Source organism: Solirubrobacter soli DSM 22325 (assembly GCF_000423665.1).
Taxonomy (GTDB): domain Bacteria; phylum Actinomycetota; class Thermoleophilia; order Solirubrobacterales; family Solirubrobacteraceae; genus Solirubrobacter; species Solirubrobacter soli.
On sequence record NZ_AUIK01000023.1, the window covers coordinates 222,473 to 239,036 of the forward strand.

The window sequence follows — 16,564 nt, forward strand, 5'->3', positions numbered from 1 at the left end:
ATTTGCCGATAGAGCCTTCGTGGAGACGCCCTCCTTCACGTTCCGGCTCGAACGAGTCCGAAACATCCGTGAACGCGCCGAAGACCGCGCCCGTGAAGAGCTCAGCAACGAGCTGCGCAACCGCGCCGAAGGCGAGGCGCTGCTCCAGCAGGCCGCCGACGCTGCGGTCGCCGCTCGCGACCACAGCCGGACCACGGTGCACACACAGCGTCTCTCCTCGTCTGACTTCCTCGCCGCGCAGGCCTTCATCGAGCGCACCGAACGCCTTCGGATCGACGCTTCGCTCGAGCTCGCGCGCCGGGACGCCGAGGTCGCCGTCCGCCGCGAGGTGCTCGCGGCCGCGGCCCGCGACCGTCAGGCGATCGACAAGCTCAAGGAGCGCCAGAAGGCCGAGCACGACGCCGAGTGGGCACGGAAGTCCCAAAACACATTGGACGAGCTCGCGCTCGCCGTTCACCGACGTGGAGGGGCCCTGGCCACATGAGCATCGAAGCCGTTATGAGCCGAGTCAGCCAGCTGCAGGCGATGCTGGCGGCCGGTAGTCCGCCAGTGCAGCAGCCCGCGCCGACGAACACCAGCAGCACCAGCTTCTCGACCGCGCTGCAGAACGCGACGACCCCGACGAGCTTCGCCCCGCAGGCCGCGGGCATCACCGCGAGCCCCACCTCCAGCAGCTCGAGCCTTCCCGCCGGCACGCCGTACGCCGCCGAGATCACCCAGGCGGCCACCGCCAACGGCGTCGATCCGGCGCTGCTCGCCGGCCTCGTCAAGCAGGAGTCGGGCTTCAACCCGAACGCCGGCTCCGGCGCGGGCGCCCGCGGCCTCACGCAGCTGATGCCCGGCACGGCCTCCGGCCTCGGCGTGACGAACATCCTCGACCCGCAGCAGAACCTCAACGCGGGCGCGAAGTACCTCAAGCAGCAGCTCGACGCGTTCGGCGGCGATGTGACCAAGGCCCTCGCGGCCTACAACGCCGGCCCCGGCGCGGTCCAGCGCTTCGGCGGCGTCCCGCCCTACTCAGAGACCCAGAACTACGTCCGGATCGTGCAGGCCAACGCGGCCGCCTACCGGGTCGGCAGCACTTCGACTCCGTCCTCTCCCTCCGAGATCTAGAGGCCCATGACCACCGATCGCACCGCTGCGCCCACGCGCAGCACTGCCCTCGTGACCCCGCCCGCGGGCGGTCGCACCCCGGCCCCGCCGAACGACATGTTCTCGGCGCTGCTCGGGGCCGCGACGCCCAAGAGCGACGCGCCCGCGCGCCGCGACGACACGCCGCGCCGCGACAACCGCCAGCGCGACGACCGGCCGCACGGCGCGGATGACGCCCGTCGCGCGAAGCCGCGCGACGACGCGCCGAAGGCGGTCAAGCACGCCGACGAGCCGGTCGCTGACGCGCCGGCCACCCCGGCCGACCAGGTCCCGACGGAGCCGGCCGCGGACGACAAGCCCGCGGTCCCGACGACCCCGAGCCTGTTCGCGCTCCAGCTCGCCTCGCCGCTGCCGCCGCAGACCGCGACGCCGGCCCAGACACCCGCCGAGGCCCAGCCGCTGCCGGTCCTCGCCGGCCAGATCCCCGCTTCGCTCGCCGCGGCCACCACCGCGCAGGCGACCGCGCCGTCCGAGCTGACCGGCGCCGTCGCCGCGTCGGTCGCGCAGAACGCCCCCGAGACCCCGGCCACCGCCACCCCGGGCCCGATCGCGCTCAGCGGGCTCCCCGCCGAGGCGACCGCCGACACGACGCTGCCGGCCGGCCTGGACCTGAGCAAGCCGCAGGCGCAGGTGACGACGACGCAGCCCGCGGACTCGCAGGTCAAGCCGCAGGACGCGCAGCTGCCGACCACCGCCCAGCAGCAGACGCCGAACGACCAGCCGCAGGACCAGCCGAGCGCCCCCGCGCAGCAGAGCGCGTCCGCGCCGCAGGCCAAGCCGGCCGACGCGCCGGCTCCGGCGCCCACGCAGGCCACCGCCAGCCCGATCACGCCCGCCGCGGCTCCGGCGATGCCGTCGACGCCCAGCGTGCAGCGCGCCGTCCCGCTCAGCCGTGCGATCCACACGACCGGCGTGATGGTCCACATGATGGCCGACAAGGGCGTCAACCACGCCCGTCTGAACCTCAAGCCGGCCGAGCTCGGCGGCATCGAGGTCCGGCTGCGCAGCACCGGCGACGGCGTGCACGCCCTGCTGGTCGCGGATTCGCCCGAGGCCGCGCGCATGCTCGCCTCCGCGGGCGACGACCTCAAGCGCCAGCTCGAGGACAAGAACGTGAACCTGCTCTCGCTCGACGTCTCGACGTCCGACCAGCGCCAGGAGCAGGCCGCGCGCTTCGCCGCCGACGGCGGCTGGGGCGACGATCGCTACCGCCCGGGCCACTCGAACATGAGCCGTTCCAGCGCAAATGAGAGCGCTCTCCTCATGGATGCGCCCGCAGCTGCCGACACGGTTCTTGTCCTCCCTGACGGCGTCCACGTCGACGTCCTCGCCTGACCCTCCGACCGGACCTCCCTCCTCATGACTGTCACTCCGCCTCAGACGACGACGACTGGTCCTCAGTCGGGCTCGACGTCGGCGACCAACCCGAACGCGGCGCTGGACAAGGACGGCTTCCTGAAGCTGTTCGTCGCCCAGCTCCAGCATCAGGACCCGACGTCGCCGATGGACACCAACGACTCGATGCAGCAGATGTCGTCGTTCTCCATGGTCGAGCAGATCACGAACATGGCGAGCACGACCGCGAAGGTCGCCCAGTCGCTCAACACGTCCTCCGCGGTCGGCCTGATCGGCCGCACCGTGACCTACATCGACGCCAGCGACCAGCTGCAGACCGGCAAGGTCGAGAAGGTCGCCACGTCCAAGGACGGCGTCGCCACGATCACCGTCGGCGGAATCGCCGGCATCGACCCGTCCAAGATCACCGAAGTCGCCTGATCCGGCGGCCAACGAACAAGGAGCTCCCCCTCCCATGATGCGAGGTATGTTCGCCGCGATCAGCGGCCTCAAGCAGCACCAGGTCATGCTCGATGTCACCGCCAACGACATCGCCAACGTGAACACGATCGGCTACAAGAGCTCGCGCGTCACGTTCCAGGACTCGCTGACCCAGATGCAGCGCGGAGCCGCCGGCCCGACCACCACCAACGGTGGCTCCAACGCGGCGCAGGTCGGTCTCGGCGTCGGTCTCGGCTCGATCGACAACCTGATGACCGGCGGCGCGGTCCAGACGACCGGCAACCCGCTCGACGTCGCCATCCAGGGCGACGGCTTCTTCCAGGTCGCTCCGGGCAACCCGGCCGCCGGCGGCGCGCTGATGACCCCGACCTCCTTCACCCGCGCGGGCAACTTCTCGATCAACTCCGAGGGCTTCCTGACCACGCAGACCGGCCAGTTCGTGCTCGGGTTCGCCCAGCCGACGGCGGCGACGCCGCAGACCTGCGCGATCCAGGTCCCGCCCGGCGCCACCGGCCTGGCGATCGACCAGACGGGCGGCCTGTCCTACATCGACCCCGGCACCGGGACGCGCACCACCCCGTACCGCATCACGCTGGCGACGTTCTCGAACCCGTCGGGCCTCGAGCGCACGGGCGCGAACCAGTGGGTCGCGTCGGCCAACTCCGGCGTCAAGACGCAGAACACGCCGGGCATCGCCGGCCTCGGCGTCACGACCGCGGGCGCGATCGAGATGTCCAACGTGGACCTCTCGCAGACGTTCACGAACATGATCACCGCCCAGCGCGGCTTCCAGGCCAACTCGCGTGTCATCTCGACCGCTGACGAGATGCTCCAGGACTTGGTGAACCTGAAGCGTTAGTCGCACACCTGACCGATGGACAAAAGGCTCCCTTCGGGGAGCCTTTTCCGTTTAAGACCCTAGGTCATGTGCCGATCTTAGGGATGTGATCCGTCTCCACCGCCTATCCGCGCGGGCTGAGGTCTTCTACCTCAACCCCGACCTGATCGTCGCCATCGACTCGACGCCCGACACGGTGGTGACCCTGACCACGCATCAGAAGGTGCTCGTGGCCGACAAGGCCGAGGACGTCGTCGCCGCCATCCAGGCCTGGCGCTCGTCGATCCTCGCCGGCGCCATGCCTTCCGTCAAGCGGCGCGTCAACGACGCGGGCCTCACCCTCGTCGCCGCGACCGCCGCCACCCCACCCACTGACCACGAGGAGAGCGACCGATGAAGGCCTCATCCGCTATTGGCCTGGTCGTCGCGATCGTCGGCCTCTATCTGGGAGCGACCATGGAGGGTTCCAACCCCATGGCGATCCTGTCCCCGTCCGCCATGAGCATCGTGCTCGGCGGCACCCTCGGCGCCGTGATCATCGGCACCAGCTTCGCCACCATCACGAACATCCCGAAGATGTACATGAAGGCGTTCAACCCGCCGCAGCACGACCTCAACGCGAAGGTCGCCGAGCTGGTCGGGTACGCCGAGGCCGCGCGCCGCGACGGCCTGCTCGCGCTCGACGAGGTCACCTCGTCCATCGAGGACCCGTACACCCGCAAGGGCCTGCAGCTGGTCGTCGACGGCACCGACCCCGACCTCGTCGCCGACATCCTCGAGTCCGAGAACGAGGCGATGCGCAAGCGTCATGGAGCCGGCGTGCAGCCGTTCGACAAGGCCGGCGGCTACGCCCCGACCATGGGCATCATCGGCACCGTCTTCGGCCTGATCCACGTGCTCGGCAACCTCGACAAGCCCGAGACGCTCGGCCCGTCGATCTCCGCGGCCTTCGTCGCGACGCTGATCGGCGTCGCCTCGGCCAACGTGATCTACCTCCCGATCGGCGCCCGCCTCAAGCAGCTCTCCCAGGAGGAGCTCCACGCCCGCGCGCTGATCGTCGAGGGCATCCTCGCGATCCAGGCCGGCGACAACCCGCGCGTCGTCCAGGAGAAGCTCATCACCTTCGTCCCGCCCGCCCTGCGCGTCGACCCGGAAGCCGCCAAGTCCGGCGACGCCGCGAAGGCGGCCGCGTAAACCCTCATGGCCAAGAAGCGACACAAGCCTCACCACGAGGAGGAACACGAGAACGAAGAGCGCTGGCTCGTGTCCTTCGCGGACATGATGACGCTCCTGTTCTGCCTCTTCATGGTGCTGTTCGCGATCTCGTCCGTGAACACGTCCAAGTTCGAGGCGCTCCAGCGCTCGCTCAAGGACGCGTTCTCGGGAGCGGTGCTCGACGGTGGCAAGTCGATGCTCAGCTCGGGCTCTGACCAGGACAAGACCAAGCAGTCGGCGGTCGAGCCGCCGCTGCCGTCCCTGCGTCCGCTGACCGCGATCAACAACACGAGCCGTGAGCGCAACGTGGCCCAGGAGGAGAAGGACGCCAAGCAGGAGGAGCAGGACTTCCGCGCGCTCAAGCGGCGCGTGGACAAGCTCGCCAAGGACGCCGGCGTCGCCGGCAAGGTCAACGTGACGGTCCGCCGTCGCGGCCTCGTGATCCAGCTCCTGACCGACAAGGTCTTCTTCTCCTCGGGTGACGCGACGCTGCACCCGGAGGCGCACAAGCTGGTCGCGAAGATCGGCCAGATCGTGCGCGACGAGCGCAAGCACCCGGTCGTCGTCGAGGGCTACACCGACTCCCAGCCGATCGCGAACTCGCGGTTCGCGTCCAACTGGGACCTGTCGGGCGCTCGCGCCGCCGCCGTCGTCAATGACTTCGCCGAGATCGGCGTCCTTTCCGCCCGCATGTCCCTGCAGGGGTACGGCAGCCAGGTCCCGGTCGACACCAACTCCACGGCGGACGGCCGTGCGAAGAATCGCCGGGTGGAGATCGTCCTCTCCCGGATCCACTCAAGCAACACCGACACGGAGTCAACCCCGTAGCGCATGGAGGCGCTCACCCCATGGTCAAGAAGCTCGTCCCCGTCATCGCTTTGCTCGCCGTGCTCGGCGGCGTGTACAAGTTCGTGCTCGCCAAGCCGGCGCCCGCGAAGCCCAAGCCCCACGTCGAGGGCACGGTCTACATGCTCCAGAAGGAGTTCCTGATCAACCTCGCCGACGGCCGCTTCGCGAAGATGCAGATCGGCCTCGTCCTCGCCCACGACGACACCTCGACGGCCGCCGCCGGTGGCCATGAGGCCGCCGCCACCCCGCCTGAGGGCTACGGCGCCATGGGCCAGGAGGGCATCGTCCGCGACCTGATCACGGGCGTCCTCACCGACGCGACCGACAAGGACCTGATCGAGGAGAAGGGCCGCGAGGAACTCAAGAAAGAGATCCTCAAGGTGCTCAAGAAGAAGACCGATGTACATGTCGAGGAAGTTCTCTTCTCTGACCTCACCGTTCAGTAACCCCAACTGAGACCCAATGGCCGAAACCGTCGATTACGCACCCTTCGAGACCACCACGGCCGGGCCCGTGGAGTCGGCGCCTGCCGCCGCTCCGCACCCGGTCACGGCCGAGGAGCTCTCCCGCCTGCACGACGTGTCGGTGGAGCTCGCCGTCGAGGTCGGACGCACGCAGATGACCATCCGGGAGGCGCTCGCGCTCGGCCCGGGGTCGATCGTGACGCTCAACCGGCTGGCCGGCGAGCCGGTGGACCTGTTGGTCAACGGCAAGCCGATCGCCCGTGGCGAGGTCGTCGTCATCGACGAGGAGTTCGGCCTGCGGGTCACCGAGGTGCTCGCGCCCAAGAGCGCGAGCGAGGCGGCTGAAGCCGCCCAGGACGCTTAAACCAAGGCAGACGCGGTATTACGGGCGGTGTGCATCGCGCCGCCCGAGCCGTCGCCACCTTCTGGCGCAAGGCGTACGAGGACGGACTGACCGGCCTCGCCTCGATGGTGGCCTACAACCTGCTGCTGTCGATCTTCCCGCTCGCGCTGATCGCGCTGTTCGTCGCGGGCCGCGTGCTGCGCAGCCCTGAGCTGGCCGCCTCGGTCGTCAACGACGCACGGACGATCTTCCCCACCGCGGCGGAGAGCACGCTCGTCGAGGGCGTCCGCCGCCTGCAACAGTCCTCCACGACGGTGGGCATCGTCGCCCTCGTCTCCGCCCTGTGGGTCGGCTCGTCCTTCTGGGGCGCGCTCGACACCGCGTTCTGCAGGATCTACAAGCTGCCGTGCCGGACGTGGGTCAGGCAGAAGCTGTTCGGCTTCGGGATGCTCTTCGTGGTCCTGATCTTCATCGCCGCGAGCGTCGCCGTGCCAACCGTGCAGTCGATCGCGCTCTCGGGCGCCAAGGACCTGCCGTTCGGCCTCGGCGACGCGCACGACGTCCTCTACTACGGCAGCATCGGGGCAGGCCTGCTGATCCTGTTCCTGGCGCTCTGCATCACCTACGCGGCGGTGCCCAAGGGCTCGATCCCGTGGTCGTGCGTGTGGCCGGGCGCGCTCGGCGCGACGGTCGCGATGGGCATCGTCGACGCGACGTTCCCGATCTACCTGACGAACGTCTCGACGCTGCGGATCGGGACGAGCGCGGTCTTCGTGCTGATCGCGCTCGTCTGGTTCTACGTCCTCGCGCTGGTCGTGCTCAGCGGCGCTGTCGTCAACGAGCTTCGGTTTGAGCGGGTGCGCTCACGCGGGGGAACCGTCGACTTGCCGGCACCTCGCGTTTCCACGTCTCCACCCGGCGCTCGAACCGCGATTCCGGCTTCGCGGGCGCGCGGGGATAGGTCCGGTGGGTCGGCGGGCGAGAGTTCGTAGAGGCCATCGGAGAAGACCAACAGTTACCCGCGCGATCGGCATTGGCCCGTAGGTCCTGAGCCGAACGCCAAGAAGTCGACGTTCAAGTTTCCGCACCCCCCTGCCGATACGAGCCGTGAGCTTGATCCGGGCTCACCCTCCTCCTTCGGTAAAGATGCGGACCCTCCACGCCATTCTTCCCGCGGCCGTTTTCGGCTGCCTGCTCACCGCCCCTGCCGCGTTCGCGGCGGGCAGCAGTGAGGACAAGACGATCCACCTCTCCGATTCTGCCTCCGGCTCGGCGAAGACGGCCACGGCCTCGAGCAGCGGCAGCATCGTGCGCACCATCATCGGCCTCGTGGTCGTGCTCGGCGTCATCTACGGGCTCCACTGGGTGCTCAAGAACGTCAAGGCCTCCAAGGAGTCGACCGCGGCCGGCGACGGCCTCGAGACGCTCGCCACCCTCCCGCTCGGCCACAACAAGACGCTGCACCTGGTGCGCGCCGGCCGTGAGATCGTCCTCCTCGGCACGGCCGAGCAGGCGATCGCCCCGATCCGTCGCTACAGCGAGTCGGAGGCCCGCACGCTGGGCCTGATCGACACGCCGGAGACGGTCGACGTGCCGATGCACGCCACGCTGGCGAGCCTCGAGGCGCCGGAGCAGCCCAAGGGCTTCCTGAACGCGCTGCGCTCGAAGACGGTGGTCAAGTGAAGACCGACGGCTCCAATGCGGTCCAGCTGCTGCTGTTCATCGGCGGCATCTCGCTGGTCCCCGCGCTGCTCTTCACGGTCACGGGCTTCACGCGCATCCTGATCGTCCTCAGCTTCATCCGCACCGGCCTCGGCACGCCCACGGCGCCGCCGAACCAGGTGCTGGTGGGCATCGCGTTCTTCCTGACGCTCTTCGTCATGAGCCCGACGCTGAAGACGATCAAGCACGACGCCTACGACCCGCTGCAGAAGGGCGCGATCACGCAGGAGGTGGCGCTCAAGCGCGCCGAGGCGCCGCTGCGCGAGTTCATGTTCAACCAGACCCGCGACAAGGACATCGCGCTGTTCGTGAAGCTGTCGGGTGAGAAGCCGTCCGACGTCAAGACGCGTCGCGACGTGCCCACCCAGGTCCTGATCCCGGCGTTCATCATCTCCGAGCTCAAGACGGCGTTCCAGATCGGCTTCCTGATCTTCCTGCCGTTCCTGATCATCGACCTGGTGGTGTCATCCACCTTGATGTCGATGGGCATGATGATGCTCCCACCGGTCTTCATCTCGCTCCCGTTCAAGATCCTGCTGTTCATCCTCGTGGACGGCTGGAACCTCGTCACTTCGTCGCTCGTTCAGAGCTTCCACATGACATGAGCCAGGACAAGGTCGTCTCACTGATCGTGGACATGATGGGCGTGACCATGAAGGTCGCGCTCCCCATGCTCCTCGTGGGCCTGGTGGTTGGTCTGTTGATCTCGATCCTGCAGGCAGTGACGCAGATCCAGGAGCAGACCCTCTCCTTCATCCCGAAGATCCTGGGCCTCGTCGCGGTGATCGCGATCCTCGGCCCGTGGATGCTCAGCACGGTCGTCGACTGGACGACCCAGCTCTGGTCGCAGATCCCGACGTACGTCGGTAGCTGATCCGATGACCGCCAACGAACTCCTCGCTCGGTTCTCCGAGCAGCAGGTCGCTGCCTTTTTCCTGGTCCTGACGCGCCTGTCGCCGCTGTTCATCTTCGCTCCGCTGTTCTCGAGCAAGATGATCCCGGGGCGCGTGCGCACGGTCGTGGCCGTCGGCCTGACGGTCGGCCTGATGCCGGTCGTCGAGCACGGCCCGATCGACCTCGACCCGCTCGCCTTCGGCGGGCTGGTGATCAAGGAGTTCGTGGTCGGGCTCGCGTTCGCCTACGCGCTGGCGGCGATGTTCGCCGGGCTGCAGGTCGCGGGCTCGCTGCTGGACACGCTGATCGGGTTCTCGTTCGGCTCGCTGGTGGACCCGGTGACGGGCAACCAGTCGACGGTCATCGCCCAGCTCTACTCGCTGTTCGGCGTCGCGATCCTGATCGCGATCGGCGGCGACAGCTGGATCATCAAGGGCCTCGCTCGCACGTACGACAAGGTTCCGATGCTCGACTCGCCGGCCATCGGCTCGCTCGTGGAGGGTGCGCAGGTCGCGTTCTCGGGCATCTTCGTCGCCGCGTTCATGATCGGCGCGCCGGTCATCATCGCCCTGATCATCACCGACGCCGCGTTCGGCGTCGTCTCCCGCGTCGTGCCGCAGATGAACGTGTTCGCGGTCGGCTTCCCCGCGAAGCTGATCGTCGGCCTGATCTTGCTGGGCGCGTCGCTGCCGTTCGTGTCGAACTTCTTCAACGGCGCGCTGCAGGACGCGATCGCCCAGGCGCTGCACTTCCTGAAGGTCGGCTAGCGCCATGGCCAACGACAAGACGGAGAAGGCAACACCCAAGAAGCGCGACGACGCGCGCAAGAAGGGCCAGGTCGCCAAGTCCGCCGACATCAACGGCGCGGCGATCCTGGTGGCCGGGCTGCTCGCCCTCTCGGCGGCCGGCCCGAAGGCGATCGAGCAGATGAAGCTCGCGATGGTTCAGGTGCTGCAGCTGATGGCGCACCCCGACGTCGTCGACCGCCAGGGCGTCGGCACGCTCTTCGCGATGGTCGGCCAGCACATCGGGCTGGCGATCCTGCCGATCGTCGGCACCTGCTTCATCGCCGGCCTGGTCGCGTCCGCCGCGCAGGTCGGGCTGAAGCCGATGCCGGGCGCGATGAAGCCGGACTTCAAGAAGCTCAACCCGGCGTCAGGGCTCAAGAACCTCTTCAACCCGCAGCACTTCGCCTTCGAGAGCGGCAAGAACATCACCAAGACCGCGATCGTGGGTGCGATCGCCGCGCTCGCGCTGTTCCCGAAGCTCGACGAGATGGCCGCCCTCGTGGGCACGCCGCCGGGCCAGCTGATCCCGCTGATCGCCTCGATGGTCATGACCATCGCGATGCGGGCCGCGATCGCCTACCTGTTCATCGCCGCCATCGACTACGCGTACCAGCGCTACAAGCACGAGAAGTCGCTGCGGATGGACAAGGAAGAGATCAAACAGGAGTTCAAGCAAACCCAGCTTCCTGCCGAGATCAAGTCTGCGCAGCGGCGGAGGGCGATGGAGCTCTCCCGCTCGCGAATGATGGACGCAGTTCCCACCGCAGACGTGATCGTCACGAACCCCACCCACTACTCCGTCGCCCTCAAGTACGAGAGCGGGAGTGCGGCACCGATCGTGGTCGCCAAGGGTGCCGACAACCTCGCGTTCAAGATCCGTGAAGCCGCCAAGGACGCCGGCGTCATGATCGTCCCCGACCCGCCGCTGGCGCGCTCGCTGTACGCCTCGGTCGACGTCGGTCGTCAGATCCCTGAGGAGATGTTCCACGCCGTGGCGCAGCTCCTCGCCTACGTCTACCGCGTCGCCGGAGCCCAAAAGGTCGCAGCATGAACTCATTCCTCTCGAAGATCGGCCGCAAGGCCGACCTGCTCGCCGCGGCGGGCGTGGTCCTCATCGTCGCGATGTTGATCATCCCGCTGCCGCCGGTGCTGCTCGACTTCTTCATCACGCTGAACATCTCGGCGGCGCTGATGATCGTCGTGGCCACGATGTACGTGCCGCGCGCGCTGGACTTCTCGTCGTTTCCGACGATCCTGCTGTTGACGACGCTCTTCCGCCTGGCGATCAACGTGTCCGTGACGCGGTTGATCCTGCTCGAGGGCGACGCGGGCCACGTGGTCGAGGCGTTCGGCAACTTCGTCGTCGGCGGCAACATCGTCGTCGGCCTCGTGATCTTCCTGATCCTGATCGTGATCCAGTTCGTGGTCATCACGAACGGCGCCGGGCGCGTGGCCGAAGTCGGCGCGCGCTTCACCCTCGACGCCATGCCCGGCAAGCAGATGGCGATCGACGCCGACCTCAACACGGGCCAGATCACCGACGAGGAGGCGCGCAAGCGCCGCGCGGAGGTCGCCCAGGAGGCGGACTTCTACGGCGCGATGGACGGTGCCTCGAAGTTCGTCAAGGGCGACGCGATGGCGGGCATCCTGATCACGGGCATCAACCTGATCGGCGGCATCGTCATCGGCGTCGTCCAGCAGGGCATGACGGCCGCCGAGGCCGGCCACCACTTCTCGCTGCTGTCGATCGGTGACGGCCTCTGCGCCCAGATCCCGGCGCTGCTGATCTCGGTCGCCACCGGCATCCTCGTCACGCGTTCGGCCGGCGCCGGCGACCAGGACCTCGGCTCGACGGTCTCCCGGCAGATCCTCGACCAGCGCAAGGCGCCGCTCGTCGCGGGCGTGATGATCATGGTCTTCGGGCTCGTCCCGGGCCTGCCCAAGCTGCCGTTCTTCGTCATCGGCGCGCTGTTCGTCTCCGTCGGCTGGGCGCTGCGCAACCGCCCGACCACCGCCCAGCGCGAGGCCGCCGCCACGGCCGAGGCCGTCGCCGCCGGCGAGCAGGGCGCGCTGCCCGCGCCGCGCGACGCCGCGCTGGACGCGCTGCAGGTCGACCCGCTCGAGCTGGCGATCGGCTTCGGCCTGGTCCCGCTCGTCGACAAGGGCGCCGGTGGCACGCTGCTGGCCCGCGTCGGCACGATCCGCCGCCAGATCGCCTCCGAGCTCGGCGTGGTCATCCCGCCGGTCCGCATCCGCGACGATGTCGGCCTGGACTCGCACGAGTACGTCATGCGCGTGCGTGGCTCAGAAGTTGCACGCGGCGGCGTGATGGCCGGTCACCATATGGCGATGAACCCGGGCGACGCCATGGGGCAGTTGCCCGGCATCCCGACCACGGAGCCGGCCTTCGGCCTGCCCGCGGTCTGGATCCCCGAGTCGGGTCGCGCCGAGGCGGAGGCCCTGGGCTGGACCGTGGTCGACGCCGAGTCGGTGGTCGTCACGCACCTGACCGAGATGATCCGCGCGCACGCCTCCGAGCTGCTCACCCGCCAGGAGACGCGTCACCTGCTCGACCAGCTCAAGGAGGTCAACGCCGCGGTCGTCGACGAGGTCGTCCCGGACGTCCTGTCGCTCGGCGAGGTCCAGCGCGTGCTGCAGTCGCTGCTGCGCGAGGGCGTCTCGATCCGCGACCTGGGCGCCGTGCTCGAGGCGATCGGCGACAAGGCCCGCCTCACCCGCGATCCCGCCATGCTGGCCGAGTACGCCCGCCAGGCGCTGGGCCGGACGATCACCGCCCCGTTCCTGGACGCGGAGGGCACGCTGCGGGTCATCGCGCTCGACCCGTCGCTCGAGCAGGCGATGGCCGAGGCGCTGGTCCAGACCGCCGACGGCGAGTTCCTCGCGATGGACCCGAATCTGGCTTCGCAGGTGGTCGAATCCGCGGCCCAGCAGGTCGAGGTCGCGATCGCCGCGGGCGGCCGTCCGGTGCTGCTGTGCTCTGCGCGAGTGCGTCGCCATCTGCGACAGTTGTGCGAGCAGCGGCTGCCGCAGTTGGCGGTCTGCTCGTACAACGAGATCAGCCCCGGGATCGGGGTAGAGACCACTGGAGTGATTGGCGCAGTCGAAGCTGTCGCCGCCTAGTGTCAGTCGACTAGGGAGCGCATGAATGGAAGCCTCCACGAGCAACGATCCGGACGTCAAAACCTTCCGCGGGCGCAGCCTCGAGGAGATCCTCCCGCAGATCAGGGAGGAACTCGGGCCGGACGCGATCGTGCTCCGGCGGCGAGAGGGTCTGACCGGCGGCGTCGGAGGCTTCTTCCAGCGCCCCTACATCGAAGTCGACGCTCGTCCTCCGCTGGGAGATGAGCAGGCGCTCGAGATCCGCAGTGACCGCGCGACGGCCGAGGGACTCTCGTCCCCGGCCGTTCAGGCGTTGTTCGAGCAGGCGACGCCGTTCGCCGACGCGCTGGCGGCCGCCGCGCGCGACGCAAGTCCGAGCAATGACTTCTTCTCGGCGACGGTGACGCCGGATGCGCCGGCGCGCACCGAGCCCGTCTCCTTCGAGGAGGACTTCTTCGATCCGGCGAACATCTCCGGGTCGGCGGGGCTCTACGGGCCGCAGCCGAACGCGGACGCGATCCGCCGGGCGGCCAAGCCGGCGCCCGAACCGGCGCCGGAGCCCGAGGCCGCGGTCGCGCCGGTGGTCGAGCCGCAGGCCAAGCCCGAGCCGGAGCCGGTCCCCGAGCCCGAGCCGGAACCCGTTCTCGAAGCAGAGGACGAAGAGCCTGAGGAGGACCTCGACGAGCTCGAGGACACGCCGCCGTCGTTCACCTTCGACGCGCCGAGCGGGTTCACGATCCAGCCTCCCCCGCGCCCGGCTCGCGGCAGCGGCTCCGAGCCGCTCCTGCCCGACCGCCCCGAGGCGGCCGACGCCGCCGAACGGCGCCTGGTCGCGGCCGGCCTCAGCCAGGCGCTCGCCGAGGACATCGTCCGCGAGGCGGTCGTGCACGGCCTCCCGTTCACGTCGCCGCGCAACATCAAGAAGCTCGTGCGCAACGTGCTCGCGGGCCGCATCGACGTCTTCCGCCACCTCTCCACCGAGCCGCGCACGATCGCGGTGGTCGGCGGCGGTGGCGCCGGCAAGACGTCGACCGTGGCGTACATCGCAGCGTCCTACGTGGCGGTCGGCGCCGACGTCGCGGTCGTCTCGCTGCGCGGCGACACGACGCTCGCCGCCCGCCTGCAGCCGCTCGGCGTGGCCGTGATCCAGGCCAAGGACGGCGAGCAGGCCAAGAAGCGGCTCGGCGTCGCGAGCCCGCTGCTGACCCTGATCGACACCCCCGCGGTCGGGCTCTCGAGCACGCCGGGCGAGATCAAGGGCCTGGCGGCGGAGTTGAAGCTGCTCGGGGTGACCGAGGTGCACCTCGCGCTGCCGGCGACGCTCAGCGCCGCGGCGGCCGACGAGCTCTCCGAGGCGCTCGCCCCGCTCGGCGCGACGCACGTGGTGCTCTCACACGCCGACGAGACCAAGCGTCCAGGCGCCCCGATCGAGCTCGCGCTCAAGGCCGGGCATCCGCTGTCGTACATCTGTACGAGGGCGGGCGTGAGCCCGGCCGATCCCGCCGAGCTCGCCGCCCAACTGCTTCCATGATGACCATGTCCGCATCCGCCCCCACGCTCGCCCCCGGCCAGCACGTGATCGTGCGCAACGTGCACGTCGGCATGCTCCCGGCGACGATCGAGAAGGCGGACGCGGCGACGGTGACGGTCGCGCTGGCCGTCAAGGACGAGCGCATGGGGCGCCTGGTCGGGCACGAGATGGCGGTGGAGATCACCTCCGGTCGCGGCATCCATCGCTACACCGGCACCCTCTCCGCGGAACGCTCCGGCTCGCTGACGATCGGCCTCTCCGGCGACATCGAGCGCATCCAGCGCCGCGAGTTCGTGCGGGTCGCCGCGCACCTGGACGTCACGATCCAGGGCGTCGACCAGGACGTCGGCGGCGAGACGACGACGCTGGACGTGTCCGGCAGCGGCATGCGGATCGCGGACAAGTGGGAGCTGCCGCTCGGGATCGACGTGCGGATCGAGCTGATGCTCCCCGACGGGCCGCCGCTTGCGGCGCTCGGCCGGGTCGTGCGCGTCGGTTCGGAAGTGGACCAGAAGGGCGTTCGCTTTGACAGCGTCTCCCGAGCCGACGAAGATCGGCTGATGCGCTACATCCGCGACCGCGAGGTCAAAGCGCTGAGAGCCTCGCGAGGCTGATGGCGAAGGAGCCGGAAAAGGGCAAAGGCAAGGCGGAGAAGGGCGACAAGCCCGAGCTGGTCGTCTCGATCGCCCAGCATCCGCGCGCCAAGGCCGGCATCCGCCGCGCCCGCACCCGCGGGGCGTTGATCGTCTTCGCCCTCGTACTGGCGATCAACCTGTACTCCGACCAGGAGCTCTTCGACGCCGTCTGGCGTGCGCTTCTGGCCGGGATCGTGGCCAACGTGGTCATCTGGCGCTTCGCCATCGTGATCTGGCGGCACATCGTCATCGGCGAGGTGCGCCAGCTGGAAGAGGAGCGCGCGGAGAAGCTCAAGGCGCAGCAGGAAGAGCGCGAGAAGCGCGCCGCCGAGCAGCAGGCGCGCGCCGTCTAAAGATCAGCGCCGGCGCGCCGAATAGCTCAGCTGAGGCGACATGGAGTCACCTCGCACACGCCCTCCATCCCGATCAACAAGGAGTGTTGAATCATGGGCCTTCGTATCCAGAACAACGTCGAGGCGTTCAACACGCACCGGCAGCTGACCGCCACGTCCAACGCGGCGTCGAAGTCGATGGAGAAGCTTTCCAGCGGCTACCGGATCAACCGTGCCGCTGACGACGCTGCCGGCCTCGCCATCTCCGAGAAGATGCGCGGCCAGATCGGCGGCCTGGCTCAGGCCCAGCGCAACGCCCAGGACGGCATCTCGCTCGTCCAGACGGCGGAAGGCGCGCTGACCGAGGTGCACTCGATGCTGCAGCGCGTCCGTGACCTGAAGGTGCAGTACAACAACGGCACCAACAGCTCGGACGACAAGGACGCGATCGCGGCCGAGGTGTCGCAGATCGCGCTCGAGGTCAACGACATCCTCACCGACACGAAGTTCAACGGCAACGCCGTCTTCAACGGCACGAGCTTCGCGTTCCAGGTCGGCGCCAACGACTCCGAGACGATCTCCACGACGGCTGCGCAGTTCAGCGGCGCGGTCGGCACGTCCGGCACCGGCGGTCTGCAGGAGATCATCGGCATGTCGTCCGCGACGCTGGCGGCCCAGGGCCTCTGCAACGTCGGCGGCGGCGGCGCCGTGTCGAACATCTCGGTGATCGACAACGCCATCAAGAACGTCTCGACCGTCCGTGCGGCCTTCGGCGCGGTCCAGAATCGCCTCGAGCATCGCCTGAACAACCTGGCGACCTACCAGGAGAACCTCACCGCTTCCGAGTCGCGGATCCGCGACGTGGACATGGCGGCCGAGATGAC

Annotated in this window: 21 protein-coding genes and 1 pseudogene; all 22 read left to right on the top strand. The window is 69.0% G+C overall.

The window, feature by feature from the left end; genetic code table 11:
* Positions 1-19: 19 nt before the first annotated feature.
* A complete protein-coding gene (fliJ, locus tag G569_RS66415) occupies positions 20-484 on the top strand; it encodes a flagellar export protein FliJ (RefSeq protein ID WP_028064543.1) in 465 nt (154 codons plus the stop codon).
* A 14-nt stretch (positions 485-498) separates the two neighbouring features.
* A complete protein-coding gene (locus G569_RS66010; protein ID WP_053226629.1) occupies positions 499-1,113 on the top strand; it encodes a lytic transglycosylase domain-containing protein in 615 nt (204 codons plus the stop codon).
* 6 nt (positions 1,114-1,119) lie between these two features.
* On the top strand, positions 1,120-2,487 hold the full coding sequence (locus G569_RS0118730) for a flagellar hook-length control protein FliK (RefSeq protein WP_028064544.1): 1,368 nt from the start codon (positions 1,120-1,122) through the stop codon (positions 2,485-2,487).
* A 24-nt stretch (positions 2,488-2,511) separates the two neighbouring features.
* Positions 2,512-2,928 (top strand): flagellar hook assembly protein FlgD, encoded by a 417-nt coding sequence (locus tag G569_RS49670; RefSeq protein WP_053226630.1) that lies wholly within the window; start codon positions 2,512-2,514, stop codon positions 2,926-2,928.
* Between the two features lie 46 nt (positions 2,929-2,974).
* A complete protein-coding gene (locus G569_RS0118740; protein WP_053226631.1) occupies positions 2,975-3,808 on the top strand; it encodes a flagellar hook-basal body complex protein in 834 nt (277 codons plus the stop codon).
* A gap of 85 nt (positions 3,809-3,893) precedes the next feature.
* Positions 3,894-4,184: a flagellar FlbD family protein gene (locus G569_RS49675; RefSeq protein WP_053226632.1), complete on the top strand. Its 291-nt coding sequence runs from the start codon at positions 3,894-3,896 to the stop codon at positions 4,182-4,184.
* The gene (locus G569_RS0118750) at positions 4,181-4,981 is read left to right on the top strand and encodes a flagellar motor protein (RefSeq protein ID WP_028064546.1); all 801 of its coding nucleotides are present in this window, start codon (positions 4,181-4,183) and stop codon (positions 4,979-4,981) included. The genes G569_RS49675 and G569_RS0118750 overlap by 4 nt, the downstream gene beginning before the upstream one ends.
* A 6-nt stretch (positions 4,982-4,987) precedes the next feature.
* On the top strand, positions 4,988-5,830 hold the full coding sequence (locus G569_RS0118755; protein ID WP_028064547.1) for a flagellar motor protein MotB: 843 nt from the start codon (positions 4,988-4,990) through the stop codon (positions 5,828-5,830).
* Positions 5,831-5,850: 20 nt separating this feature from the next.
* Positions 5,851-6,297: a flagellar basal body-associated FliL family protein gene (locus G569_RS0118760; protein WP_028064548.1), complete on the top strand. Its 447-nt coding sequence runs from the start codon at positions 5,851-5,853 to the stop codon at positions 6,295-6,297.
* 16 nt (positions 6,298-6,313) lie between these two features.
* The gene (gene fliN, locus G569_RS49680; RefSeq protein WP_053226633.1) at positions 6,314-6,679 is read left to right on the top strand and encodes a flagellar motor switch protein FliN; all 366 of its coding nucleotides are present in this window, start codon (positions 6,314-6,316) and stop codon (positions 6,677-6,679) included.
* 29 nt (positions 6,680-6,708) lie between these two features.
* Positions 6,709-7,650, top strand: coding sequence for a YihY/virulence factor BrkB family protein (locus G569_RS0118770; RefSeq protein WP_028064549.1), 942 nt, complete (start codon positions 6,709-6,711; stop codon positions 7,648-7,650).
* Between the two features lie 154 nt (positions 7,651-7,804).
* A complete protein-coding gene (locus tag G569_RS0118775; RefSeq protein WP_028064550.1) occupies positions 7,805-8,341 on the top strand; it encodes a FliO/MopB family protein in 537 nt (178 codons plus the stop codon).
* A complete protein-coding gene (gene fliP, locus G569_RS0118780) occupies positions 8,338-8,985 on the top strand; it encodes a flagellar type III secretion system pore protein FliP (RefSeq protein WP_028064551.1) in 648 nt (215 codons plus the stop codon). Before G569_RS0118775 ends, fliP begins: the two co-directional genes overlap by 4 nt.
* Entirely contained in the window at positions 8,982-9,254 is a 273-nt protein-coding gene (gene fliQ, locus G569_RS0118785; RefSeq protein ID WP_028064552.1) for a flagellar biosynthesis protein FliQ, read from the top strand. Before fliP ends, fliQ begins: the two co-directional genes overlap by 4 nt.
* Positions 9,255-9,258: 4 nt before the next feature.
* Positions 9,259-10,041 carry a flagellar biosynthetic protein FliR gene (fliR, locus tag G569_RS0118790; RefSeq protein ID WP_028064553.1) on the top strand — a complete coding sequence of 261 codons (783 nt, stop codon included), beginning with the start codon at positions 9,259-9,261 and terminating at the stop codon, positions 10,039-10,041.
* A gap of 4 nt (positions 10,042-10,045) precedes the next feature.
* Positions 10,046-11,113, top strand: coding sequence for a flagellar biosynthesis protein FlhB (gene flhB, locus G569_RS0118795; RefSeq protein ID WP_028064554.1), 1,068 nt, complete (start codon positions 10,046-10,048; stop codon positions 11,111-11,113).
* Positions 11,110-13,203, top strand: coding sequence for a flagellar biosynthesis protein FlhA (gene flhA, locus G569_RS0118800; RefSeq protein ID WP_028064555.1), 2,094 nt, complete (start codon positions 11,110-11,112; stop codon positions 13,201-13,203). The genes flhB and flhA overlap by 4 nt, the downstream gene beginning before the upstream one ends.
* 25 nt (positions 13,204-13,228) lie before the next feature.
* Positions 13,229-14,713, top strand: coding sequence for a hypothetical protein (locus G569_RS0118805; protein ID WP_028064556.1), 1,485 nt, complete (start codon positions 13,229-13,231; stop codon positions 14,711-14,713).
* A gap of 5 nt (positions 14,714-14,718) precedes the next feature.
* Complete coding sequence (locus G569_RS0118810; protein WP_169542185.1) at positions 14,719-15,327, top strand: flagellar brake protein; 609 nt, start codon at positions 14,719-14,721, stop codon at positions 15,325-15,327.
* Positions 15,327-15,701 (top strand): hypothetical protein, encoded by a 375-nt coding sequence (locus tag G569_RS0118815; RefSeq protein ID WP_028064558.1) that lies wholly within the window; start codon positions 15,327-15,329, stop codon positions 15,699-15,701. The genes G569_RS0118810 and G569_RS0118815 overlap by 1 nt, the downstream gene beginning before the upstream one ends.
* Positions 15,702-15,794: 93 nt before the next feature.
* Positions 15,795-16,157 (top strand): annotated as a pseudogene (locus tag G569_RS66420) (flagellin N-terminal helical domain-containing protein); the annotation flags it as partial.
* A 174-nt stretch (positions 16,158-16,331) separates the two neighbouring features.
* Positions 16,332-16,564, top strand: a 233-nt coding sequence (locus G569_RS66425) for a flagellin (protein ID WP_371683477.1), incomplete at its 3' end; no start/stop codon positions are given.